This window comes from Ruegeria sp. BC3 (genome assembly GCF_056539265.1).
Genome location: NZ_JBQFUP010000012.1, coordinates 15,084 through 38,038, shown reverse-complemented (window position 1 = coordinate 38,038; position 22,955 = coordinate 15,084). Strand labels below are relative to the sequence as shown.

General features: G+C 60.0%; 20 protein-coding genes. 8 read left to right on the top strand and 12 right to left on the bottom strand.

The window, feature by feature from the left end:
* The first annotated feature begins 100 nt into the window (after positions 1-100).
* Positions 101-805 (top strand): lysophospholipid acyltransferase family protein, encoded by a 705-nt coding sequence (locus ACR0MV_RS20685; protein WP_480703558.1) that lies wholly within the window; start codon positions 101-103, stop codon positions 803-805.
* Here ACR0MV_RS20685 and ACR0MV_RS20680 read toward each other — a convergent pair.
* The 6 genes from ACR0MV_RS20680 to ACR0MV_RS20655 form a co-directional block, all read right to left on the bottom strand.
* Positions 802-1,047: a MoaD/ThiS family protein gene (locus ACR0MV_RS20680; protein WP_170427318.1), complete on the bottom strand. Its 246-nt coding sequence runs from the start codon at positions 1,045-1,047 to the stop codon at positions 802-804. The genes ACR0MV_RS20685 and ACR0MV_RS20680 overlap by 4 nt on opposite strands.
* Positions 1,040-3,298 (bottom strand): xanthine dehydrogenase family protein molybdopterin-binding subunit, encoded by a 2,259-nt coding sequence (locus tag ACR0MV_RS20675; protein ID WP_480703556.1) that lies wholly within the window; start codon positions 3,296-3,298, stop codon positions 1,040-1,042. Before ACR0MV_RS20675 ends, ACR0MV_RS20680 begins: the two co-directional genes overlap by 8 nt.
* Positions 3,298-3,777, bottom strand: coding sequence for a (2Fe-2S)-binding protein (locus ACR0MV_RS20670; protein WP_170427320.1), 480 nt, complete (start codon positions 3,775-3,777; stop codon positions 3,298-3,300). Before ACR0MV_RS20670 ends, ACR0MV_RS20675 begins: the two co-directional genes overlap by 1 nt.
* Complete coding sequence (locus ACR0MV_RS20665) at positions 3,774-4,640, bottom strand: FAD binding domain-containing protein (RefSeq protein WP_170427321.1); 867 nt, start codon at positions 4,638-4,640, stop codon at positions 3,774-3,776. The genes ACR0MV_RS20670 and ACR0MV_RS20665 overlap by 4 nt, the downstream gene beginning before the upstream one ends.
* Before the next feature lie 129 nt (positions 4,641-4,769).
* Positions 4,770-7,982, bottom strand: a complete 3,213-nt coding sequence (locus tag ACR0MV_RS20660) for a reductive dehalogenase (RefSeq protein ID WP_480703554.1) — start codon at positions 7,980-7,982, stop codon at positions 4,770-4,772.
* A gap of 106 nt (positions 7,983-8,088) precedes the next feature.
* Positions 8,089-8,940: a LysR substrate-binding domain-containing protein gene (locus tag ACR0MV_RS20655; protein ID WP_480703552.1), complete on the bottom strand. Its 852-nt coding sequence runs from the start codon at positions 8,938-8,940 to the stop codon at positions 8,089-8,091.
* A gap of 103 nt (positions 8,941-9,043) precedes the next feature.
* Here ACR0MV_RS20655 and ACR0MV_RS20650 point away from each other — a divergent pair, with 103 nt between their 5' ends.
* Positions 9,044-9,745: an SDR family oxidoreductase gene (locus ACR0MV_RS20650; RefSeq protein WP_480703551.1), complete on the top strand. Its 702-nt coding sequence runs from the start codon at positions 9,044-9,046 to the stop codon at positions 9,743-9,745.
* Between the two features lie 2 nt (positions 9,746-9,747).
* On the opposite strand, the gene ACR0MV_RS20645 is transcribed toward ACR0MV_RS20650, so the two are convergent.
* Genes ACR0MV_RS20645 through ACR0MV_RS20630 form a run of 4 tightly spaced genes read right to left on the bottom strand, consistent with a single transcriptional unit; the run spans position 9,748 to position 15,473 of the window.
* Complete coding sequence (locus ACR0MV_RS20645; RefSeq protein ID WP_170427325.1) at positions 9,748-11,019, bottom strand: NAD(P)/FAD-dependent oxidoreductase; 1,272 nt, start codon at positions 11,017-11,019, stop codon at positions 9,748-9,750.
* Positions 11,020-11,058: 39 nt separating this feature from the next.
* The gene (locus ACR0MV_RS20640) at positions 11,059-12,093 is read right to left on the bottom strand and encodes an ACP S-malonyltransferase (RefSeq protein WP_480703550.1); all 1,035 of its coding nucleotides are present in this window, start codon (positions 12,091-12,093) and stop codon (positions 11,059-11,061) included.
* On the bottom strand, positions 12,090-14,282 hold the full coding sequence (locus tag ACR0MV_RS20635) for a dehydrogenase E1 component subunit alpha/beta (RefSeq protein ID WP_480703549.1): 2,193 nt from the start codon (positions 14,280-14,282) through the stop codon (positions 12,090-12,092). The genes ACR0MV_RS20640 and ACR0MV_RS20635 overlap by 4 nt, the downstream gene beginning before the upstream one ends.
* A gap of 24 nt (positions 14,283-14,306) precedes the next feature.
* Positions 14,307-15,473 carry a pyridoxal phosphate-dependent aminotransferase gene (locus tag ACR0MV_RS20630; RefSeq protein ID WP_480703548.1) on the bottom strand — a complete coding sequence of 389 codons (1,167 nt, stop codon included), beginning with the start codon at positions 15,471-15,473 and terminating at the stop codon, positions 14,307-14,309.
* A gap of 96 nt (positions 15,474-15,569) precedes the next feature.
* Between ACR0MV_RS20630 and ACR0MV_RS20625 the strand changes: the two genes are divergently transcribed.
* Positions 15,570-16,460, top strand: coding sequence for a LysR substrate-binding domain-containing protein (locus tag ACR0MV_RS20625; protein ID WP_170427329.1), 891 nt, complete (start codon positions 15,570-15,572; stop codon positions 16,458-16,460).
* Positions 16,461-16,550: 90 nt separating this feature from the next.
* On the opposite strand, the gene ACR0MV_RS20620 is transcribed toward ACR0MV_RS20625, so the two are convergent.
* Both ACR0MV_RS20620 and ACR0MV_RS20615 read right to left on the bottom strand, forming a co-directional pair.
* Positions 16,551-17,708 (bottom strand): acyl-CoA dehydrogenase family protein, encoded by a 1,158-nt coding sequence (locus ACR0MV_RS20620; protein WP_170427330.1) that lies wholly within the window; start codon positions 17,706-17,708, stop codon positions 16,551-16,553.
* Positions 17,709-17,834: 126 nt separating this feature from the next.
* Positions 17,835-18,398 carry a TetR/AcrR family transcriptional regulator gene (locus tag ACR0MV_RS20615; protein WP_480703547.1) on the bottom strand — a complete coding sequence of 188 codons (564 nt, stop codon included), beginning with the start codon at positions 18,396-18,398 and terminating at the stop codon, positions 17,835-17,837.
* 299 nt (positions 18,399-18,697) lie between these two features.
* Here ACR0MV_RS20615 and ACR0MV_RS20610 point away from each other — a divergent pair, with 299 nt between their 5' ends.
* From ACR0MV_RS20610 to cueR, 5 genes are all read left to right on the top strand, one after another.
* Positions 18,698-19,162 (top strand): nuclear transport factor 2 family protein, encoded by a 465-nt coding sequence (locus tag ACR0MV_RS20610; protein ID WP_480703545.1) that lies wholly within the window; start codon positions 18,698-18,700, stop codon positions 19,160-19,162.
* A gap of 11 nt (positions 19,163-19,173) precedes the next feature.
* Positions 19,174-19,794 (top strand): pyridoxamine 5'-phosphate oxidase family protein, encoded by a 621-nt coding sequence (locus ACR0MV_RS20605; protein ID WP_480703544.1) that lies wholly within the window; start codon positions 19,174-19,176, stop codon positions 19,792-19,794.
* A 43-nt stretch (positions 19,795-19,837) separates the two neighbouring features.
* Positions 19,838-19,999, top strand: a complete 162-nt coding sequence (locus tag ACR0MV_RS20600; RefSeq protein ID WP_170427334.1) for a hypothetical protein — start codon at positions 19,838-19,840, stop codon at positions 19,997-19,999.
* A gap of 97 nt (positions 20,000-20,096) precedes the next feature.
* On the top strand, positions 20,097-22,565 hold the full coding sequence (locus ACR0MV_RS20595) for a heavy metal translocating P-type ATPase (RefSeq protein ID WP_480703543.1): 2,469 nt from the start codon (positions 20,097-20,099) through the stop codon (positions 22,563-22,565).
* Positions 22,562-22,951, top strand: a complete 390-nt coding sequence (cueR, locus tag ACR0MV_RS20590) for a Cu(I)-responsive transcriptional regulator (protein ID WP_170427336.1) — start codon at positions 22,562-22,564, stop codon at positions 22,949-22,951. The genes ACR0MV_RS20595 and cueR overlap by 4 nt, the downstream gene beginning before the upstream one ends.
* The last annotated feature ends 4 nt before the right edge of the window (positions 22,952-22,955 follow it).

The window sequence follows — 22,955 nt, the reverse complement described above, 5'->3', positions numbered from 1 at the left end:
GCTTTTTCAGATTCCCGCCCACTAATCCGCCCCACAAACAAGTTGCGCACTGCGTTGAGTTCTATAAGACACGGTTTGGCCAGAATAAGGGACCCGATCCGTGAGTATCCGCAAAAAGATTGCTGACAGCGAAGCCCTGCTGAACTGGGCGGCACGGCGCATTGCCAGCTACATCCGATGGGTCAATCGCAACACGCGCTGGCAACGCATCGGGTACGAGGAATTGGACCAGTTGGCGGAAAGTGGCGAGCCGGTCATTGTGGTGTTGTGGCACCAGCGTCTGGCTCAATCTCCCTACTTCTTTCCCTTGGACAAGGCGCCCATCTGTTCGATTACATCCGCAGCTCGCGCTGGCAGCATGGTGGGTCGTGTTCAAAAGCTGTTCGGTATGGATACGATCGCGATGTCCAGCCACAAGCGGCACGTGGCATTGTCGCGAGAGGTTCTGGGCAAGATGAAGCAGGGGATCTCGATCGGGATCGCCGCAGATGGTCCGCGCGGACCTGAGCGGGTGTCATCGACCGTTCCGCTGATCTGGGCGCGAACGTCCGGCAAGCGGATTTTCGGGATCACCTACTCGGCCAAGCATGGGCGCGAGGCCGGAACCTGGGACCGCCTGTTGATGCCGCGCCCCTGGCGGAACGAAGGCGTTTTCCTATGTCGGGAGTGGACAGAAACCGTTCCGCGCAAAGCGACAGAGGAACAGATCGAGGCCCTGCGCCTAAGCCTTGAAAATCATATGAACGACATCACTGCCGAAGCCGACCTAATGGTCGGACGCGAGCCTTGGTCGCCCAAAAACTAACCGCCTCTCAGACGCTGCATTAGGTAGACCTCGCTGCCTTCCGGGATCGGTTCGGTTAGGCCGGTCGCGATAACCCGGCCATCAATAGCAATCGACACGCCCGCATCTATCGGGCCTTGCAACTGCGGGTGCGCGCGCACCAGCGCACGCAGCAGATCGCCTGTGGTTTCAGCCTCGACCTCAACCACCTGCTGGCCCCCGGTCAAAGACCGGAGGCCAGACCAGAGGTGAACCTCAACCATTGTCCTTGAGCGCGGCCAGAATGCGCGGCGGCGACATGGGCAGTTGGCGCATCCGCACACCCGCCGCGTGGGAAACCGCATTCGCGATTGCGGCCAGCGGCGGCACGATTCCGGTTTCGCCAACGCCCCGCACACCGAACGGATGGCCTGGGTTGGGGACTTCGACGATCACCGTGTCGATCATCGGCAGGTCACTGGCGACCGGGATGCGGTAGTCGAGGAAGATCGAGTTCTGCAGGCGACCATCATCGCCATAGATGTATTCCTCGTTCAGCGCCCAGCCGATACCTTGCGCGGCACCGCCCTGATACTGACCTTCTACATAGGTCGGGTGGATCGCCTTTCCGGCGTCCTGAATGACCGTGTAGCGGGTGATGCTGGTTTTGCCGGTTTCGGGATCGACCTCGGCATCGACGATATGGGTTCCAAAGGACACGCCCGCACCTTCTGGCGTCGCTTCGAAATGGCCCGAGATCGGCCCACCGGTCGACCCCATGTCTGCCGTGATGTCACCCAGCGGCATGGGGTCGAAATCACCGGCGTTGGGGCCCGAAGGCACTGCGCAGCCGTTTTCCCATTTCACCGCGTCCACCGGGATGCCCCACTTGGCCGCCGCACGTTCGCACAGTTTTTCGACCGCGTGCTTGGCCGCCTTGATGGTCGCAAGACCGGAGGCATAGGTCACGCGCGAACCGTGGCTGACGTCGTTATACCCAAGCGTGGCGGTATCGGCGATGGTCACACGGATGTTCTCATACGGGATGCCCAGCACCTCGGCCGCCATCAGCGCCATAGACGCGCGCGAACCGCCGATATCCGGCGTACCAACCATCAGCTGGGCCGAGCCATCCTCGGACAACGACAGTGACACCGACGTTTCACCTCCGTGGTTGAACCAGAACCCGCAGGAAATGCCGCGCCCCTGCCCCGGTTTCAGCGGGGCCGTGTAATGCGGATGCGCCTTGGCAGCTTCCAGCGTTTCGACCAGGCCAATCCGCTCATAACGCGGGCCATAGCTGGCCTTGGTGCCTTCATGCGCGGCGTTTTTCAGGCGTACATCGACCGGATCGAGGCCCAGCTTCTTGCAAAGCTCGTCGATCACCGATTCAACGGCGAATGCACCCATCGGCGCGCCCGGCGCGCGGTATGCGGCCTGTTTCGGGCGGTTCGACATGACATCATAGCCGATTTGCTTGACATTCGTCAGGTTGTAGGGCGCGAAGGCACACATGGCGGTCATATCGCCCGGCGCACCGGGGAAGGCTCCGCCCTGCAGGCGGAACACGCCTTGGGCTGCCGAGATGGTGCCGTCCTTCTTCATCCCGATCTTGATGTCCATCGAGGCCGAAGCGGTCGGGCCGGTGGCGCGGAAAACCTCGGACCGGGACATCACGATCTTGACCGGACGGTTGGCCTTGCGGCTCAGCGCCAGTGCGACGGGTTCGATAAACACCGTGGTCTTACCACCGAAACCGCCACCGATTTCCGACGCGGTCACGCGCAGTTGCGAGGTCTCAATGCCCAAAAGCGCGGCGCAGGTTTTCTGCGCAATCCAGTGGCCTTGCGTGGTGCACCACAGCTCACCCTTGCCGTCATTGCCCAGCATGCCCAGACAGGCGTGCGGTTCGATGTAACCTTGGTGGGTTGCTTCGGTGACAAAGCTGTCTTCGATGACCAGATCCGCCTCGGCAAAACCGGCCTCAACATCACCGTGACCGCTTTCGTGATAGCGGACGACGTTCGGGTGCATACCCTCGGGCACGGAGTAATCCGCCGCGCCTTCGCGAATAACCGGAGCGTCAGAGGCCATCGCCTTGTCCACATCGGTGACATGCGGCAGCACTTCGTATTCGACCTCGATCAGCTTTAGCGCATCGCGCGCCGCCAAGGCCGATGTCGCTGCAACTGCTGCAACCGCGTGGCCATCATACAGAGCCTTTTCGCCAGCCATGACGTTTTCCAGAACATTCCAGAACTCGCCCTCCAGACCCGGCTTGAACTCGACCTGATCCGAGAAATCCGCGCGGGTGACGACGGCTTTGACGTCCTTGTGCACTTCGGCTTTCGAGGTGTCGATCTTCACGATCCGCGCGTGTGCGTGGGGTGAGCGCAGCACAGCGCCGTGCAGCATACCGGGGGCCGACATATCTGCCCCAAACTTGGCGCGGCCCGTGACCTTGTCCAAACCATCCGGGCGGTTCGGGCGTGTACCAACAAAGGTGAATTCCGATTTACGATCGTCGAGTGCCATTACGAAGCCTCCCGCAGCTCTTCCGCCGTTTCCATCACGGCACGAATGATCTTGTCATAACCGGTGCAGCGGCAGAGGTTGCCTGCCAGCCAATACCGGGTTTCCTCTTCGGTCGGGTTGGGGTTTTTCTCCAGCAGCGACTTGGCCGCAACCAGAATGCCCGGGGTGCAGATACCGCATTGAAGGGCGGCATGTTCGATGAACTTCTTCTGCAGCGGGTGTAGAACGTCACCGTCTGCAATACCTTCGACGGTTTCGATGCTTTTGCCATCCGCCTCAACGCCCAGCATCAGGCAAGAGCAGACCAGACGACCGTCGACCGAGACCGAGCACGCGCCGCAGTCACCGGTGCCGCAGCCCTCTTTCGCGCCGGTCAGGTTTAGCTTGTCGCGCAGACAATCCAACAGGGTTTCGCGCGGGTCGCAAAGATATTCGACCGCGTCACCATTCACGGTGGTGGATACGTGGAGTTTGCTCATACGTCTTCTCCCTTGGCACGGGCATAGGCAATTTTCGCAGCGCGCTTGGCCAGAACGCCAGCGACCTCGGTACGGAATGCGATCGTGCCGCGTTTGTCGTCGATCGGGTTGCAAGCGGCGGATGCCGCAGCGGCCAGCGCGTCCAGCGCGGCCTCATCCAACGTACTGCCGATAATGGCCTTCGCGCAGTCTTCGACCAACAGAACGGTTGGAGCCACTGCACCCAGAGATACGCGCGCTTCGGTGACGGTGTCTCCGTCCAGACGCAGGTTCACACCAACGCCGACAACGGCAATGTCCATTTCGGTGCGCGGGATAAAGCGCAGATACGCGTCGCCCCCGTTCTCGCCACGTGCGGGGATGTTGACGGCCGAGATCAGCTCACCCTTGCCCAGCGACGTTTTGCCGGGGCCGGTCGGGATATCTTCAACCGTAACTTCGCGAGTACCTTCCGGTCCGGTCACCGTTACGGTCACACCCGCGGCAACCATTGCTGGAACCGAATCCGCAGCCGGAGAGCCGTTGCACAGGTTGCCAGTCAGCGTCGCGCGACCCTGGACCTGGGTCGAGCCGATCAGGTCCATTGCCTCAACCACTCCGGGCCAGTCGCGGCTCAGTTCGGGATGCTCGCTCATCTCGGCACCAGTGGCGGCGACGCCCAGCGTCCAGCTGCCGTCGGCGTTGCGGGTGATGTCGCTGACGCCATCAATCTTTTTGATGTCGATCAGCGTATCGGGTGTCACCAGTTCCGAGCGCAGCTGCACCAGAACATCTGTGCCGCCGGCCAGAAAGCGTGTGATGCCCGTTGCGTTCGCAGCCAAGGCCGATGCCTCGGCGAAACTGGCGGGGCTGTGATAATCCATGAAAATACCTCGCACCTGTTGATCAGGGTTCACTGGGGTTCGGAGTGGACGTTAGTGCAGCCGTCACCCGGCGTCCATGGCTGGAACGACCAATTTTGATGTTTCACGAAGTCGTTTTCAGACCTCGGATCAGAGGTCGACTTCGATCACCCCATCTGGCTCGGCTGCACGACTTTGACATAGGATGATCGCTCCTTCACGTTGTTTGTTCGACAGAACAAAATCACGATGTTCGATCTCACCCGAAATCACAGCGCATTTGCAGACGCCGCAAATGCCATCTGCGCATTTTACGTCCACGTGAATCCCGGCTTCGTTCAAAACCTGCGCTGCGTCTTTGTCCGCTGGCACGGTCAGGTCCCGGCCGGTTTTGGCCAGCCTCAGGGTGAAGGGATGGTTTTCGTATTCGGGCTGTTCCGGAACCGAGAAATACTCAAGATGCCGCGCCTCTTCGGGGAATCCCTGCCGCTCCGCCGCTTGGATGACCCCGTCCATATAGCGATCCGGCCCGCAGGTGTATACGTGCCATCCCTCTTGGTAGTCTGCCAAAATCCCATCCAGATCAGCGCGCGTGCCCTCGTCCGAGAAATGGTAGTGAACGCAATCCGCCCAGGGCATTGCCGCCAGATCATCCAGGTACCCGGCGCTGTTCCGCGTGCTGGCAGAATAGTGCAACGCAAACGGTTTTCCCAAGCTGTGCAGCCGATGCGCAAACGCGATCATCGGCGTGATGCCGATGCCGCCGCCCATCAGGAGGGTCTTTGTCGCACGCTCGTCCAGCTCGAAATGGTTGATTGGTTTCGAAATGAAGACTTTGCGCCCCTCGTTGAAAATTCGATGCAGCAAAGCTGACCCGCCGCGCCCTTCATCCTCGCGCAGGACACCGATCTGATAGACCGAGTTATCAGAGGGATCGCCAGACATAGAGTACTGCCGCAGGAACTCGGGCGCGACCAGAACGTCCAGATGCGCACCGGCTGTCCAGTCCGGCAACGGCGCGCCATTGAGCGCCGAGAACTCGTACTTGGTTACATCCGCAGTCATTTTGTCGACCTTGGTCAACGCAACGCGCATAACAGGAGCGTCGCCCGCGATGGTGTAGCGATGGATGACAGACAAATCCCCAGCCGCTTTGCAGGCCTTGTATTCGTCCGCAGTGACCATCGCCTGATAAGCCGCAATCCCGGCTTCGCGATCCATCGCAAAGGGATAGGGCCATGGGTGCGGGGCCAGATAGGCAGGATAAACGGCCAGCGTCTGGTCTTCGTACTTCAAATCCAGATCGGTTTGCAGATCGCGCCGGTTCAAAGGATGCTGGCTGGGGTAATAGGCCCCATCCGGCTGCAGCTCAATGTCCCACCACCACTTCTTGGTGTCATTCAGTCCGCCATTCCCGACGGCATCATCCAGTTTGGCCAGCGCAGGGGCGGCTTGCGGAATGTTCATCGCCGCCCAACGGAAAGGGCGTTCCTTGAAGATACCTTCGAGGTTCCACGGGCAGGTTTTCATGCATCGTCCGCACATCGCGCCGCCCGGTGTGGTGACCCGATAAGTTGCGCATTTCTGGCTGTCGGATTTCCAGATTTCATAGCCGTTGAACATCAGCTTAGGCCCGGCAGTGATCGCACCGGAAGGGCATTCGCGCGCGCATTTGTTGCAGCTTTCGCAGAACGTTTGCAGGCCGAAATCAATCGGCTTGTCGTGCGCCATCGGCATGTCAGTTGTAACCGCACCAGATTTCAAGCGCGGGCCGAGATAGGGGTTCAGGATGACCTCGCCGATCCGGCTGACCTCGCCCAGTCCCGAAAGCAGCAAAAGGGGTGGCTGCAGTACCTCGCCATCCATCACCGTGTGCGCTCGCGCCTTGTAGCCGAGGTTTCGGATCTGCTGCGCGATCACGCCGCCCAGCAGGGAAAACCGAAGGTAGGCGCGCATGGACTGAGCGACGCTGATCCAGTCGTCTCCACTTGCGCCCTCCATCGTCTCATAGCCCTGGTCGATGATCATGCTAATGGCTTGATCATGTGGCGGATTGATCTCTTCTCCGGTTGCATCGTGGGAATACCACGCCCATTCCGGGCAGCGGCTGAGGCCCACGGCATCGACGCCCAAAAAGTAAGACGCGGCCTTGATGTTCGCAGCGTTCCGCGCGGCGTCCGTCTGGTGCGGATCGTCCGCGCTGGCCCCGTCTTGCAACAGAACAAACGCACCCAGCAAACGACGTTGCGCGAAGCTTGGCGCGGATTTCCGGACGTAGTGCCCCCCTTTGGCCGCGTCCTGCAGCGGTTTGCCCATGTCACCGAACTGAGCGCGCGCGAACATATCCGCGCGTTTTGGCACCCGGGCCACGTTCTCTTCGTCGATGTAAGTGGTCGGGTCGTCGACGCGCTTGAGCCGTTCGAACGGATGCGCGCCGTCCGTATAGCGACGCTTTGCATAGGGATCGCGGTTCAGGGCGTTCTTGGCAAAACCTTTACCCAACCACCACGCAGGACCCTGCGTGCGGAACCAAGGCTGTTGCGCCATGGGTTGCAGGGGTTGATCATGCGCGATCTCCATTTCGGTCGTGACCGCCGCCAAACCAAACCGCTTCCCCAGCCACGGCGCGACAACATCGCCCCCTTCGACCGAGGCCAACCCCGCCGCCACTGCAAGTTTGCCCAGATCCACCTCGGATGACATGGCCGTATGCGCACGGGCATCAAACCCCAAAAGCCGGATGTAATTCGCAATCACCACCGCGTTCTCGGTGGCCAGCAGGCAGGCGCGATGATCCTGCGCATCCAAGATCCAGTCCGCTCCTGGCTCATCCGGGGTCGGGTCGCGGTTGTATTCGTACAGAAAAACAATGACATGGCGATGCGACGTCATGGGCCTGGGCGCGGCCTCCATACTTTCCTTCAGATCGGCCATGATCAGGTCGATGCCGGACGCCAGCGTCTTGGTCTGCCGAGTCTTCAGCGCGTGCGCCAGACGTTCAATATCTGGGTTGCGCCGAGGCTCAGACAGCATCGCCGCAGCCGGCAATGGCCCGCAGCCCATCATCGACGCGTCGTTGAAGTAGCCAAAAGCCTTTAGGTGGTTCGCCCGCTCTGCCGGGTTGGCCGGAATCTCGGATAGCACCGGGTTTACAAACCCATCCCGGATTGTGTCCATCATTGCCTGAAACTCACCCATCGCATTGACGATGCTTTCGGGCCGATCTGGGCGGTGAAAGTCGAGCTTTGGCATCGGCCTCACACCAGACAAATCCGGCATGGCGCTTTGCCGCGCCAAGCGCTCCAGCGGATAAGAGCCCATATGGACCGGCCGGTTCTTGTCCGAGAAAAAGCGGATCCCCATCGCGCACCTCCTGTTGCCTCACAGTCACCTAACGCGTTGCGGGCGGCAATTCCATTCCTAAGGTGAGATGAGAATTTCAGTGACTGCTAAATAAGTTGCGCAGGCCTCAAGCCTGCGACAACAACCAGTCTTTCATCAGCGCCACCAGCACTGGTTGGCGCGGTTGCTTGGGTGTGACGATGTAAAACCCAAGATCTTCAACCAGCTCGTCCGGGATCGGGCGCACCAGTTGCCCCGCATCCAACAAGGCGGAAACCAATGGCTCATTTGCCAGGGCCACGCCCTGCCCCGACACGGCCGCGTCGATGGCGAGGCTGCTCTGGCTAAAGCTCATCATCTTAGGTTTGCCTGAAACCCCGGCCCTTTGCAGAAACAAAGGCCACAGACCATGGGTGTCGTTTAGCAGAATGTGCTGTGCCAAATCAGCAGGCCGAGTGATGCGCGCCGCGGTTTCAGGGCTGCAGACTGGGACGAACCCAGTGGAAAACAGTGGCACCGCGGTCACCCCCGACCCGAACGGGGCCAGCCCTTGCCGCACGGCGATATCCACTCCGTCGCTTTGAAAATCGGCCAAACGCTCGCGTGCATCGACCTGGACGGCAATCTCGGGGTGGCTTTGGGTAAAGTCAGGAAGGCGGGGCACCAACCACTTCGAGGCAAAGCTGGGCGTTACGGAAATGGTGATCTGGCTTTCGCCCGAAAGGTCTTCAACGGCACCTTCAATCAGGCGAAATGCCTTGCGCAACGGAGAATGAAACCGTCGCCCTGCCTCGGTCAGAGCAAGGCCACGCGGCAAGCGGTCAAAAAGCGGCACACCCAACCGCGCCTCAAGTCCGCGCACCTGCTGGGCAACGGCCCCTTGCGTGACGCTCAATTCCTCGGCCGCCAGCCGGAAATTCAGATGCCGTGCCGCGGCTTCGAACGCTCGTAGTGCGTTCAGCGGGGGAAGAGCCGTCATCACATAACCCTGTAGTTTTTCTACAGCATACGGCCAGCAGAACTGATTGGTCAATCAAACGCCCAAAGCCCATCTTGTATTCACCAAAACATGGAGACTTCACATGACCAAAGTAGCGCTGATTACGGCAGGCGGCAGCGGTATGGGCGCGGATTCCGCCCGGAGACTGGCCGCTGACGGGTTCAAGGTTGGCATTCTATCATCGTCCGGCAAGGGCGAAGCTCTGGCGCACGAGCTTGGCGGCGTTGGTGTCACCGGGTCGAACCAGTCAACGGACGATCTGCAAAAACTGGTCGACGCGGCGATGACCCATTGGGGGCGCGTCGACGTGCTGGTCAACTCGGCGGGCCACGGGCCACGTGCTCCGGTCCTGGAGTTGACGGATGAGGACTGGCACACCGGCATGGATGTATACTTCATGAACGCCGTCCGGCCGACACGGCTGGTGACTCCGATCATGCAGGCGCAAGGCGGCGGATCGATCATCAACATCTCGACCTTCGCCGCGTTCGAGCCTGATCCGGTGTTCCCCACGTCGGGCGTATTCCGTGCTGGCCTTGCTGCCTTTACCAAGCTGTTCTCGGACCAATGCGCAGCAGACAATATTCGCATGAACAACGTCTTGCCGGGCTTTATCGACAGCCTGCCCGAGAAAGAGGAATTCCGGTCGCGTATCCCGCTGGGTCGGTATGGGCGCAGCTATGACGAGATCGCCTCGGTCGTGGCCATGCTGGCGTCAGACGGCGGCGGCTATATAACCGGGCAGAATATCCGGGTCGATGGCGGCATCACCCGCGCGGTCTGACCTCAGAACCGCGCTTTGACAAAATGGGTCAGCGTCGCGCCGGTTTCAAAATAGGCGCGGCGCAGCCCTATCCACTTTTCCTGATACTCTGGGACTGCGGGCACCGGCAAAAGGCTTGGGTCGCCCTGCAACAGACTTTGGGCAACAAGGCGGCCAAAGACTGTGCCTGGCCCGATTCCACGCCCCGAAAATCCATGAACGGACAGAGCATTGGAACCGATCTGCGTAATCTTCGGGATGTGGTCTGACGTCATGGCGATGCGGCCATGCCACCCATCGACCAATGGCTGATCGGCCAGTTGCGGATATAGCTGTGCCAGTTTGCGCTTGATCCAGCTCTTGTGAATCCCGCCGCCTGCCTGATCCAGATCACCCATGGCACCGATGATAAACCGCCCCTCTTGATCCATTCGGAACGAGGTCATGATCAGGTCTGTGTCCCAGCACCCCTCGCCCCCCGGCAAAACACTGGCGCGCAGATTATCGGACAATGGAGCCGTGGCATATTGGAAATAATAGACTGGCACATAAGCGGGGGCCGATGCGGTCAGATCACGGTGATAGGCATTGGTCGCCTGAATGACCCATTTGGCGCGCACTGTGCGCCGAGCAGTCTTCACCTCCCAGGTTCCATCCATCTGCTGCATGGACAGAACCGGATCTTGCGTGGAAACTGACGCGCCAACCTCGATCCCGGCACGGGTCAATCCACGCACATATGCCAATGGCTGGATGGTCCCGGCGCGCGGGTCGAAGAGAGCACCGCCAAAGGCCGCGCTGCCCGTTCGCTGCGCTGTCAGTTCTGCAGACAGCAACTCAACCGGTGCACCAGCTGCGCTGAGTTGCGCATGGCGCGCCTTCAGATCCCGAAGACCCGCAGCCGAATGCGCACAGTGCAGAGTTCCGTTGCGCACGGGTTCGCAGTCTATCCCATGCTGGTCGATCAGGCTGAACACCTCCGATGGGGCAGCAGCCAAAAGGTCAATCAGCCGATCCCCTACCGTGTCGCCGAGATGTGCGCGAATATCAACGGGCGGCAACCACAGCCCCGCATTCGCCAGCCCTACATTGCGGCCCGAGCCACCGTGACCGATGTCATGCGCTTCAAGCAGACAGACCGAAGCACCAGCTTTGGCCGCAGTCAGGGCCGCAGAACAGCCGGTGTAACCACCACCGATCACCGCCAGATCAACAGTGATATCGCCGGTAGAAACACTGGGTTCGACATGTTCACGGCATGTGTTCAGCCAAAGGGACTGGTTGTGGTCGCTCACGTCGCGCTCCTTGAAATTGCGCGGATCATCAGGGCAGTGTCAGCCGGTTGCAAGCGCTCTTTGATCCTCGCGCCCCATGGCAATCAGGAAGGGTTGCGCATCCTGTTTCGCTTGAAAATCAGCCTTGTTACCCATGCCACGCCAGTTCGCCAGAACAAGGGATTGCGCCACCGCGCCGCCCAAGGTCGCACCCGGGCCAGTTACGATGAACAGATCGGGCGCAAACTCATGCGCAGCGGTCTGGATCGCGCGAGTGAAGTCGTAGGACTCGGTCACCTGATGGCCCAGCGTATAGTCCCAAAGCGCCTGCGTATCCGTCGCCCCGGGCCACCAGATCTTGCCGCGACCATCGATCAGAGGGTGTTGTGGCTGCCCGAACAGCTCTGCGCTCAGCCGCGCCCTCCCCTCGGCGGCGACCGGGGCCTGTAAGGACGTATGAAACGCCGCGTGGTTCGGCAGCCTCATGGGGAATCGATCCTGCACGGCGGGCTGCGATGCCTCGAAAGCCTTGAGCCCTTCTTCGTTGCCAGCCAAAACCAACATACCGCCCAGATCGATGGACAGCGCCAGATTTTTACCCTCGATCGCATTGATACGTGCGACATCCGCCAGCAGTTCAGCCTTGCGGGCAGCATCGTTCGTCCAATTGTCACCGACAAAGGGATACACCAACTGGCCACCGATCAGGTGATCCTGCATCAACGTGCCCATCGTGTTCACAACGCGGAACCCGTTTTCAGCGGACAGCGCACCAGCCGCGGCCAGAGCAGTGTACCAGCCCATCGAGTTGCCGGTGACCGCGACAACCTCGATATCCTCGGCCAGCGCTTGTGCATCTGCCAAGGACGCCGCGTAGATCAGGGGTGAGGCAACGTCGCCCTTCGAGTACTTGGACACCGTAAACCGCGCGGCCCCATCCAAGACGGTGACAGCCTCTTGCCCGGCCTCGGCGCGGATGGCGTCGAAGCTTTGGAACAGGTCCATGCGTTGTGCGTGATGGCGATGCAGGTAGCCAAGCTCGGGCTTGTTATAGGTTCCCCGCCCCGGGCAGATAACAACGGCTTTGCGGGTCATGAGCGGCCTCCGGTCAGTTTCAGCGCAGCCGCAAAAATCCCGTCTTTCGATGGCAACGGAGCCGCATAGGCCGGGCCGGTTGCGATGAAACAATCCTCGGCCACGACGCGCGCGATTGGAGTGGTGGGCGTCTCTTCAACGAATAACGCCATCAACGCCTCGGACTGGCTGCCGGTGCGTCGACATTCGTCAACGATCAGGACATTCGCGCAGGGTTTGGTCGCCTCGCGCAGCGCTTCGACCGGTAAGGGAGCCAGCCAGCGCATGTCGATGATACGCGTCTTTACCCCGGCGGCTTCCAGCTCGGGCAAGGCCTGTTTCGAAAGGTAATGACCGTTGCCATAGGTGACGATTGCCAGATCGGTGCCGTCACCATGCACGCCAACCTCGCCAAGACCAATCCGCTGATCCGCCGAGGGATAGGTGGTCATCCAACCTGCGTCCTGCGGCTGGTGTAAATCGCGCATCGGGTACAGGGCGATCGGTTCCAGGAATACAACCACCCGCTGCTCTTCCCGCGCCAATCTCACGCATTCACGCAGCATCTGCGCCGCGTCCGAACCGGTCGAGGGGCAGGCAATGATCACGCCGGGAATGTCGCGCAGAACAGCCAGCGAGTTGTCATTGTGGAAATGCCCGCCAAACCCCTTCTGGTACCCAAGCCCGGCAATCCGCAGAACCATCGGGTTGGTGAACTGCCCGTTCGAAAAGAACGGCAGGGTTGCAGCCTCGCCCCGGATCTGATCCTCGGCATTGTGCAGATAGGCGAGGAACTGGATTTCGGGGATTGGAACGAAACCATTGTGGCCCATTCCAATCGCCAGCCCCAGAATGGATTGTTCGTCCAGCAAAGTGTCGATTACGCGATCCTGACCAAAGCGCTGCTGCAGTTTCTGCGTCACACCATAGACGCCGCCCTTGCGACCGACGTCTTCGCCCATACACACGATCTCACCATGCTCCAGCATCAGATCGGTGAGCGCCCAGTTGATCAGGCGGCTCATGGGCTGAGGGTCCTCCATCGCGCGCATATCGCTGCCAAACGCCTTGGCGCGGGCCTCGGCGCTGGGGCCGTTGGTGGGTTTGCAGGCCCGTTTCGGCGGGATCAGGCTGGCCATCACTTCGGACGCATTGGCCAGATGCGGGCGTGTGGCGGCCTCGGCGGCGATCCGATCCGTGCGATCACAGGTGTCCTGATAGATTTTGAGCGCCTGATCCGGCGTCAACGCCCCGGCTTGATCCAGTAGTCGTACAGTGTGCAGCAAGGGATCGTTGGCCTCGTCCGCCTCAACCTCGGACTTCGACATATAGGTGGTCGGCACATCCGCACCGGCGTGGCCATAAAGGCGCACGGCTTTCAGATGCAGGAAGGCCGGTTTGCGGCGGTTCCGGACGTATTCTGCGGCCTCCTCCGCGACCGAAAAGGTTTCATAGATGTCCAGACCGTTGGCCTGGAAATACTTGATCCCCGGGCGATGCTCCATCGACGCCTGTATCCAGCCTTTCGGGGTTTTGACAGAGATGCCGATGCCGTTGTCCTCGCACACGAACAACAGCGGCAGCGGTGTCGATTGCACGCTAGTCCACCCGGCCGTGTTGATTGCACCCTGTGCCGTGGAGTGGTTGGCCGAGGCGTCCCCGAATGAACACATCGCGATCCCGTCTTCGGGCAACTCGCGGTGTTCCGGATCATGCCGCCGGGCCGCGCCCAGCGCATAGGCCGCACCCACTGCCTTGGGCAGATGGCTGGCAATGGTCGAGGTCTGCGGCGGGATCGTCAGCGCCTTGGACCCCAGCACCTTGTGACGTCCGCCCGAGGTTGGATCCTCTTTCGAGCAAGCAAAGCTCAGCAGCATGTCCCACGCGATCTGCTGTCCCGGCACCTGCTCCGCCCGCGCAATCTGGAAAGCCGCATCCCGGTAATGAAGAAAAGCAATGTCCGTTGGGCGCAACGCATGGGCAACCGCGGCCATGCATTCGTGCCCTGAAGAGCCGATGGTATAGAACCCCTGCCCCGCCTTCTGCATCGCACGGCTGGTCCGGTCCAAAGCCCGGCTGAGGACTTGTGACCGGTACAGCGATACCGCATCAGTGTTACTCAGCCCCGGGCGGGGACTCGCACCATTCGGAAAGTCGCGATTGGCGACCCGGGTCAGGAAGTTTTCGTGAACGATCTGAGCGCGATCCATTGGGTTTTCCCGGTTTTCTTAGGATTACAGTTTTGCGGTGGCGTCCGCGATACGGCGCACCCCTTCTTGCAGGCTTTCCGTCGCATAGGCAAAAGAAAGCCGCAGATGTCCCGGCATTCCAAAGGCCCGCCCGGGCACCAAAGCTACACCTGCTTCTTCCAGCAGATAACGGCAGAATTCGTGGTCCACGGGCATTTTTTTCGGCGTTTTGGGAAAGACATAGAACGCACCCTCCGGAACAGCGCATTCCAGCCCGGCCCGGTTTAGCCCCTCCACAACCAAATCCCGGCGCGCGCGCATTGCGTCGCGCCGCTCGGACAGCAAGCCCTGTGGGCCTGTGATCGCCTCCAACGCCGCGGCCTGAGCAATCGAGCACGCGCCCGATGTGATTTGCCCCTGAACAGCAATCATCGCTTTGATCAAGGGCACCGGCCCGATACCCCAGCCAATACGCCAGCCCGTCATGGAATAGGCCTTGGACACACCATTCACAGTCAGCGTGCGATCCGCCAGTTCGGGAACCGCCTGCACAAATGGCGTGAAGGGCACGTACGAAAGGTGCTGATAGATCTCATCTGAAATCACCCAGACCTGCGGGTGATTTTTCAACACGTCCCCCAGCGCCTGCAGTTCCATTTTGGAATACACAGCACCCGTAGGGTTGGACGGCGTGTTCAACAACAGCCAACGAGTACGCTGGGTGATCGCGGCCTCCAACTGGTTCGGGCTTAGCTTGAAACCCTGTTCTGCCGGGCAGCTGAGGATGGTCGGAATGCCGCCCGCCAGCCTGACCATATCCGCATAGCTTGTCCAGAACGGCGCGGCGGCGATTACCTCGTCGCCGGGGTTAAGAGTAGCCATCATTGCGCCGGACAAGACCTGCTTGGCCCCTGTCGACACGATGATGTTTTCCGATTGCAAACCGACCTCTGCCGCAATTGCCGCGCGCAAAGCTGGGGTTCCTGCCGTTGCGGGATAACGGGTCTGACCTTCGATAGCAGCCCTGTTCGCGGCCTCGACCACATGATCCGGCGTCGGAAAATCTGGTTCACCGGTGCTGAGCGCGATCACATCAGTGCCCTGCGCGCGAAGACGCGCCGCGTGTTCCGAGATACGGACGATCTCGGACAACTCGATGCCTTGCAGCCGCTCTGCGCGCTGAAAATCTTTGGTGCTGGTAGCTTGTGCCATTGATCCAAATCCACGCTGTGGCCCGTGCCTCTGTATCGGGCTGGCGCGGAACAAATGCCAGTGATATTCCATGCAAAAGGTATGAGGATTAGTCATATGATTGGACCCCGCCGGTTTCTGCCCTCGATCCCCTCTCTGCTGGCGTTAGAGGCGGTCGACCGCCTGGGCAGCGCCTCGGCTGCCGCTGAAGAGCTGTCGCTGACCCAAAGCGCAATCAGCCGTCAGCTCAAGTCCATGGAGGAACAATTGGGCGTCGCGCTGATCCAGCGCAATCAGATGCGACTGCACCTGACGCCCGCTGCGAAAGACTATGTCGAGGTGGCTCGCATTGCTTTGAACCAACTCGCGCAGGCATCGCTGAAGCTGAAGGCGAACCCGACCGGCGGGTCATTGAACCTGTCGATCCTGCCCGCCTTTGGTATGCATTGGCTGGCCCCACGACTGCAGGACTTTGCCCGTCACCACCCCGAAGTGACTGTGAATCTGAGCACATGCCTCAAACCTTTCGACTTCCATACCGAACATTTTGATGCCGCCATCCACTTTGGTCAAAAAGACTGGCCCGGTGTGCACTACATGCCGATTATGCGAGAAGAGGTGTTGCCGGTCTGCGCGCCAGATTTACTGCCCCAACAGGATGAGGGGCTGGACTGGCTGATGACGGCCCCTCTGCTGCATCTGGAAACCAGACCGGATGCGTGGGAGCGATGGTTCGCGGAACAGGGGCGCGATGTCTCGGGGATGCGCGGTATGCTGTTCGATCAGTTCTCGACAATGGTTCAGGCCACAATCCACGGGCTGGGCGCGGCGTTGCTGCCCAGCTACCTGATCGAGCAAGACCTAAAAACCGGGCGGCTGGTCCCCGCCTGGGACGGGCCGCGCGTCAGTCTGGGGCAGTTTTATCTTGTCTGGCCGCAATCAAAACCGGCTTCTGAGCCGTTGAAGTCCTTTCGGACTTGGCTGCAGAACCAATTGAGCACGGCCTGAGGCTCTTCCCCGACCCGTATGAAACTGCCCGGCCCAACGGAAGGAGACGTTTTACAAAAACGTTGACGACGGGCGGGAGCCTACGCCGTGTTACGTGTCCAACGAACGCGCGATAAGCTCCTTCATGATCTCATTGGTGCCACCATAGATCATCTGGACACGCGCATCGGCATAAAGGCGGGCGATCGGATACTCCATCATGAAGCCATAGCCGCCGAACAGCTGCAGACACTCATGCATAATTTCATTCTGCACCTCGGACCCCCAGTATTTGACCATCGAGGCCTTCGCGGCATCCAGCGTTCCATCTTCAAGCTGCGCAACACAGTCGTTGACGAAGCTGCGCAGAACTTCAGCTTTGGTCTTGCACTCGGCCAGTTTGAAACGCGTATTCTGGAAATCCATGACACGTTGGCCAAAGGCCTTGCGTTCCTGTGTGTATCTTACGGTCTCGGCAATCGCGAAATCAATTGCGCCCAGCGCCATGATGCCAATCGTCAGACGCTCCCAAGGCAGCTGCTTCATCATCTGATAAAAGCCCTGCCCCTCTTCCGGACCGATCAGGTTGGTCATGGGCACTTTGACGTCTTCAAAGAACAGCTCGGCCGTATCATTGGCCTTCATGCCGAGTTTCTTGAGATTGCGGCCCCGCCGGAACCCCTCGGCCCCCTCGGTTTCAACTGCGATCAGCGACACGCCCTTGGACCCCTGGGTCTTGTCCGTTTTGGCGGCCACAAGGATCAAATCCGCAGTCTGACCGTTGGTGATAAAGATCTTGGACCCATTCAAACGATATGAGTTCCCGTCCTTATCCGCCGTCGTACGAATAGACTGCACGTCCGAGCCGGTTCCGGGTTCAGTCATCGCCAAGGCACCGACCATTTCGCCGGACGCCAGACGCGGCAACCATTTCTGTTTTTGATCCTCGCTGCCATAGGCGGTCAGGTAATGGACAACGATCGACTGAATGCCGAAGCCCCAGCCCGCATCACCACGCGCGGATTGCTCGTACAGCGTGACCGCGTCAAACCCGATGCCGCCGCCCACGCCGCCAAACGCCTCAGGGATCGCGCCGGCCATCAGGCCCATTTCTCCGGCTTTGTTCCAGAAATCGCGATCGACCACGCCATTCTGGTTCCAGCGCTCAATGTTCGGCACAAGTTCATCGTCCATGAACCGGTTGGCCATTTCAGCAAACATCTGGTGCTCTTCGGTGACCCATTTTGCGGTCGACGTGAATAGCGACATGTTGGTTTCTCCCGTGTCTGATTTTGATCAGGGTAGCTTTGGAGACCTTTCAAACCAACCCGCGCACAGGATTGCTACGCAACGTCTTTTTTGCCTACCGCGCCACTCTGGCACGTTGTCATCGCGTCAACTAAGTGCCGAATCCAGCAAGACGCGTGCAGCTGCTTTGGCGTCTTTGGCCGGATCACAGCTTTTGACCAGAACGGCCGTGACGATTGCACCCTCTTTCAGCAATAGCAATTGGCACCCCAAGGCTTCGGGGTTTCGCGCACCGGCCTGACGCGCCAGATTCGTATAGAAATCGAGGATCAGGCGTTTGTGCTCGGCCGCCTGAAGGTGGATCGGGTGAGACTTTTCCTGAAACTCAGCACCCGCTTTGATGAACATGCATCCACGAAAGCCGTCTTCTTCGAACCATTCGCCCAGCGCATCGAAACTGGCGACCAACTGATCGGCGGGCGTATCGGCAAGTTCAGAGACCCGGCGCATGAACCACGTACGAAAGTTCTCGTCCCGCAGCCGAAGGGCTGCAAGGATCAGATCCTCTTTGGTGCGAAAATGTTTGTACATCGACGTTTTGGACACGCCCGTCTCGACGACCAGTTTATCCATTCCAGTCGCGTGGAATCCATCCCGGTAGAAGACCTCCAAAGCCTTGCTGACAAGCTCGTCACGTTTGTTCGGGCGCATGATTCGGCTCCTTAATGTACTGATCGGTACATAATGCGTCGAATGAACGGCCGCAACATGATCCCATAAATTACTGTTTTATATATCAAAATTCCTCAGCCACTTAATTGTCCGAGGAATTTTCGAAATGATACTTGAAAAAGGTTACCGATCAGTACACCTTCCAGGCAAGATGTACCGATCAGTAAACATTGGAGCGATCCCATGAGACGCCGCGTCAGACCCTTCCCTGCACAATACGTCCCCCTTTTGCTGACTATCGCTTTGATGGCGGCCACACTTACCTGAAAGACCTACGCATGACCCGCCCTCCTCTCCCTCCGTTCACGTTGGAAACTGCCACGCAAAAAGTGCGCATGGCCGAGAACGCCTGGAACAGCCGCGACGCTGATGTAGTGACCCCCGCCTATACCGACGACAGCCAATGGCGAAACAGGGCCGAGTTCCTAAGTGGTCACGCCGACATTCACGCCTTTCTGACCCGCAAGTGGAACAAAGAGCTGGAGTATCGGTTGATCAAGGAGCTGTGGGCCTATGCCGGAGATCGCATTGCCGTGCGCTATGCTTACGAATGGCGGGACGACAGCGGTCAATGGTTCCGATCCTACGGGAATGAGAACTGGCGTTTTGCAGAAGACGGCCGCATGGCCGAGCGTCATGCATCACTGAACGACCTTCCCATCGCCGAAACCGAGCGACTGTTTTTCTGGCCGCAAGGCCCCCGCCCTGATGACCATCCCGGCCTGTCTGATCTGGGACTTTGAAAGGACACACCATGCCTCGCGCCTTTTCCGAACTGACCTTCACCCCTGCTGTCCGTGCGCATCAGGAACGGATGGGGTCCGCCAAGACGTATTCCAAGTTCATCGAAGGTGGCCCACAGCAGGGCCATGAAATTGGCGCGGCCGAAAAAGCATTTATCGAGGCCCAAGACGGGTTTTATCAGTCTACCGTGTCGGAAACCGAGTGGCCTTATGTGCAGTATCGCGGCGGTCCGGTCGGTTTCCTAAGGGTTCTGGGGCCTCGGACAATCGGTTACGCCGATTTCTCGGGCAACAAACAATACATCTCGCGCGGGAACCTGGATGGGAATGACCGGATCGCCCTGATCCTGATGGATTACGCCAACCAGCGCCGCTTGAAGATCTTGGGCCGGGTCGAGTTTACGGAAGGCGAGGCAGCTGCAGCCAGCCTGCATCCCGAAGGCGCCGCCTCCCCGGCCGAACGGGCGGTCATCATCCGGATCGAAGGGCTGGATTGGAACTGTCCCCAGCATATCACACCGCGTTTCACCGAAGCCGAACTTCGCCCGCACCTGAACAAGTTGGGGCAGAAACTGGCGCAACTGCAGGCGGAAAACGAGCGTCTAAAGCAGGAACTGGCAAATCGATCCTGACCTCTTTTCAACACTCAACCTATTCCGAACAAGGGCTTTCCCCATGATACGTTCCACACTGAATATGGCCGGTATTGTTTTGGCAGGCTTTGCACTGACCACTGCGGCATTGATGCTTGGGTTCTTCGCCTCGCCCGAGGCCGTCAGGCCTCCGCCACCTGAGACCTACAACTCGCTCCTGCTACAGACCTTTGCCAACAGGTGACACCGACGCGCGAGCCCGGAAAATGCGCGAAAGCTCTTGACCTTCCTGTGACTGGAACCCCCATGTAAGGGCCAGAACCACATTTGGATTGAGTCGCATGGCTGCGCCACACACAACACAACTGAAAATCTCGGGCATGTCCTGCGCGTCCTGCGTGGGACGCGTGGAAACTGCATTGCGGGCCGCACCTGGGGTGGCAGATGCCGCCGTCAACTTCGCCACGGAAACCGCGCTGGTGACACATGAGGGGCCAATCCGCGCGTTGACGGACGCCCTGAATGACGCCGGTTATCCGGCCGCGACGACACAAACGACATTGAAGATCGACGGAATGAACTGCGCCTCGTGCGTGGCAAAGATTCAGAAGGCCCTGAGCACCGATCCAGCAGTGGTTGATGCCCAGGTCAATCTTGCAACAGAAACCGCGCAAGTCACATTTTTCGATGGCGCGACCGATCCGCAAAAGCTGGCTGATCTGTCCACTGCTGCCGGTTATCCCGCACGCGTGGCCAGCGCTCAGATGGATCATGCGCAAGCAAAGGACGCAACCGCGTTGACGCGGGCGACGATCTTTGCCGCGGTTCTCGCTCTGCCCGTTTTCGTTCTTGAGATGGGCGGGCATATGATCCCGGCGTTCCATCACTGGGTTCAGGCCACGATTGGCACGCAAGCCAGTCACTTGATCCAGTTCGCCCTGACCTCGGTCATCTTGTTTGGTCCCGGGCGCGTTTTTTACGCCAAAGGCATTCCATCACTACTGCGTGGTTCGCCGGATATGAACGCACTGGTCGCCTTGGGGACCGGTGCGGCTTACCTGTTTTCCGTCGTCGCAACGTTTGCTCCGCAGATTTTGCCCGCCGGCAGCGCCAATGTGTATTTCGAGGCCGCCTCGGTCATCGTTGTCCTCATTTTGCTAGGTCGTGTGATGGAGGCGCGCGCCAAGGGGCGAACCGGGGCCGCGATCCGCAAGCTTGTCGGCTTGCAACCCAAGACGGCGCGTGTGGAGCAGGACGGCACGTTCATAGATCGCCCAATCTCGGACATCGTGGTGGGCGATTTTTTGCAAATCCGCCCTGGCGAGCGCGTTCCAGTAGACGCAGAAGTGCTGGACGGCACATCCTATGTCGATGAGAGCATGATTACTGGCGAACCCGTTCCGGTCGGCAAAGCACCGTCTGATCAGGTCGTGGGCGGAACGGTCAATGGCACCGGCGCGTTGCGGGTGCGCGCGTTGCGTGTTGGCGCAGACACGGTGCTGGCGCAGGTTATTCAAATGGTCGAGCAGGCCCAGGGTGCGAAGCTGCCTATTCAGGGTCTTGTCGATCGGATCACCGCGCGATTTGTACCAGCCGTAATCGCGGTTGCCCTGCTAACCATTGCAGCATGGCTAATCTTTGGCCCGGCACACGCCCTGCCGCTGGCGCTGGTCACAGGAGTCTCGGTTCTGATCATCGCGTGCCCGTGTGCCATGGGTCTGGCCACGCCGACCTCGATCATGGTGGGCACCGGGCGGGCGGCTGAACTGGGTGTACTGTTCCGCAAAGGGGATGCTCTGCAGCAGCTACAACAGTCCAAGGTGATTGCATTGGACAAGACCGGGACGCTGACCCTCGGGCGACCTGTATTAGAGAGCGTCACCACGGCCAACGGTTTTGACCGCGATCAGGTGCTGCGACTGGCGGCGGCTGTCGAGGCGCGATCAGAGCACCCCATTGCCACCGCGATCACCCGCGCTGGTCCATCCAAACTGCCGGAGGTGTCGAGCTTCCAGTCGCTCACTGGCCTTGGTGTTCAGGCCACGGTCGAAGGGCACAACGTTCTGATCGGTTCGCCCAAGCTGATGGAGCAAAACGGTATCTCCCTGACTGATTTGGACGTCGAGGCTGAACAGCGCGCGGCTGAAGGGGCCACGCCTTTGTTCGTCGCAATTGACGGTCAGGCTGCCGCGATGCTTGCGGTGGCAGACCCGATCAAGCCGGGCACCGAACAAGCGTTGGAGCGGTTGCATGCGATGGGGCTGACCCTTGCGATGGTCACAGGCGACAACGCGCGCACGGCCCAGGCCTTGGCCGAGAAACTGGGCATCGACCATGTCACAGCCGAGGTCCTGCCGGATGGCAAGCTGGCCGCGATCAACGCATTGCGGGACCAGTTCGGGACGCTGGCCTTTGTCGGGGATGGCATCAACGACGCCCCGGCTCTGGCGGCGGCGGACACTGGCATTGCCATCGGAACTGGTACCGATGTGGCGATTGAAACCGCTGACGTCGTTCTGATGTCGGGTGACCTGCGCGGCGCGGCCAACGCCGTCGAGATCAGCCGCCGAACCATGCGCAACATCAAGCAGAACCTGGGCTGGGCCTTCGGCTATAATATCCTGTTGATCCCGGTCGCTGCAGGTGTCTTGTACCCGTTTGGCGGCCACCTGCTGTCCCCGGCTCTGGCTGCTGGGGCGATGGCTCTGTCCAGCGTCTTTGTCGTTTCCAACGCGCTGCGGTTGCGCCGGGTTCGGGCCAGCCTGCCCGAGGACACGCACAACCACTCCAGCCAAACGGTGACCTCATGAATATCGGAGACGTTGCAAACCAGACCGGCCTGCCAGCCAAGACGATCCGCTACTATGAAGATATCGGCCTGGTCAAACCGCTGCGCGATGACAATGGATACCGCAGGTTTCGCAGTCAGGATGTCCACAAGCTGAACTTTCTGGGTCGAGCCCGCGCGCTGGGGTTTACCATCGAAGATTGCCGCACCCTGATGGCGCTGTATGAGGATGAAACCCGCGCCAGCGCCGATGTCAAAAAGGTCGCGCGCGCGCACATGGCTCAGATCGAGGCCAAGATTGCGGACCTGAACGCCATGCGTGACACCCTGAGCCACCTGATCGACGCCTGTGCCGGGGATGACCGGCCCGATTGTCCAATCCTGCAGGATTTGGGCGGCAAGGCGTGACACG

Bases quoted from the DNA above. Each gene is read 5' to 3' on its own strand.
- ACR0MV_RS20680 (WP_170427318.1), bottom strand. From the start codon at position 1,047: ATGGTTGAGGTTCACCTCTGGTCTGGCCTCCGGTCTTTGACCGGGGGC.
- ACR0MV_RS20675 (WP_480703556.1), bottom strand. From the start codon at position 3,298: ATGGCACTCGACGATCGTAAATCGGAATTCACCTTTGTTGGTACACGC.
- ACR0MV_RS20670 (WP_170427320.1), bottom strand. From the start codon at position 3,777: ATGAGCAAACTCCACGTATCCACCACCGTGAATGGTGACGCGGTCGAA.
- ACR0MV_RS20665 (WP_170427321.1), bottom strand. From the start codon at position 4,640: ATGGATTATCACAGCCCCGCCAGTTTCGCCGAGGCATCGGCCTTGGCT.
- ACR0MV_RS20660 (WP_480703554.1), bottom strand. From the start codon at position 7,982: ATGGGGATCCGCTTTTTCTCGGACAAGAACCGGCCGGTCCATATGGGC.
- ACR0MV_RS20655 (WP_480703552.1), bottom strand. From the start codon at position 8,940: ATGACGGCTCTTCCCCCGCTGAACGCACTACGAGCGTTCGAAGCCGCG.
- ACR0MV_RS20650 (WP_480703551.1), top strand. From the start codon at position 9,044: ATGACCAAAGTAGCGCTGATTACGGCAGGCGGCAGCGGTATGGGCGCG.
- ACR0MV_RS20640 (WP_480703550.1), bottom strand. From the start codon at position 12,093: ATGACCCGCAAAGCCGTTGTTATCTGCCCGGGGCGGGGAACCTATAAC.
- ACR0MV_RS20635 (WP_480703549.1), bottom strand. From the start codon at position 14,282: ATGGATCGCGCTCAGATCGTTCACGAAAACTTCCTGACCCGGGTCGCC.
- ACR0MV_RS20630 (WP_480703548.1), bottom strand. From the start codon at position 15,473: ATGGCACAAGCTACCAGCACCAAAGATTTTCAGCGCGCAGAGCGGCTG.
- ACR0MV_RS20625 (WP_170427329.1), top strand. From the start codon at position 15,570: ATGATTGGACCCCGCCGGTTTCTGCCCTCGATCCCCTCTCTGCTGGCG.
- ACR0MV_RS20620 (WP_170427330.1), bottom strand. From the start codon at position 17,708: ATGTCGCTATTCACGTCGACCGCAAAATGGGTCACCGAAGAGCACCAG.
- ACR0MV_RS20615 (WP_480703547.1), bottom strand. From the start codon at position 18,398: ATGCGCCCGAACAAACGTGACGAGCTTGTCAGCAAGGCTTTGGAGGTC.
- ACR0MV_RS20610 (WP_480703545.1), top strand. From the start codon at position 18,698: ATGACCCGCCCTCCTCTCCCTCCGTTCACGTTGGAAACTGCCACGCAA.
- ACR0MV_RS20605 (WP_480703544.1), top strand. From the start codon at position 19,174: ATGCCTCGCGCCTTTTCCGAACTGACCTTCACCCCTGCTGTCCGTGCG.
- ACR0MV_RS20600 (WP_170427334.1), top strand. From the start codon at position 19,838: ATGATACGTTCCACACTGAATATGGCCGGTATTGTTTTGGCAGGCTTT.
- ACR0MV_RS20595 (WP_480703543.1), top strand. From the start codon at position 20,097: ATGGCTGCGCCACACACAACACAACTGAAAATCTCGGGCATGTCCTGC.
- cueR (WP_170427336.1), top strand. From the start codon at position 22,562: ATGAATATCGGAGACGTTGCAAACCAGACCGGCCTGCCAGCCAAGACG.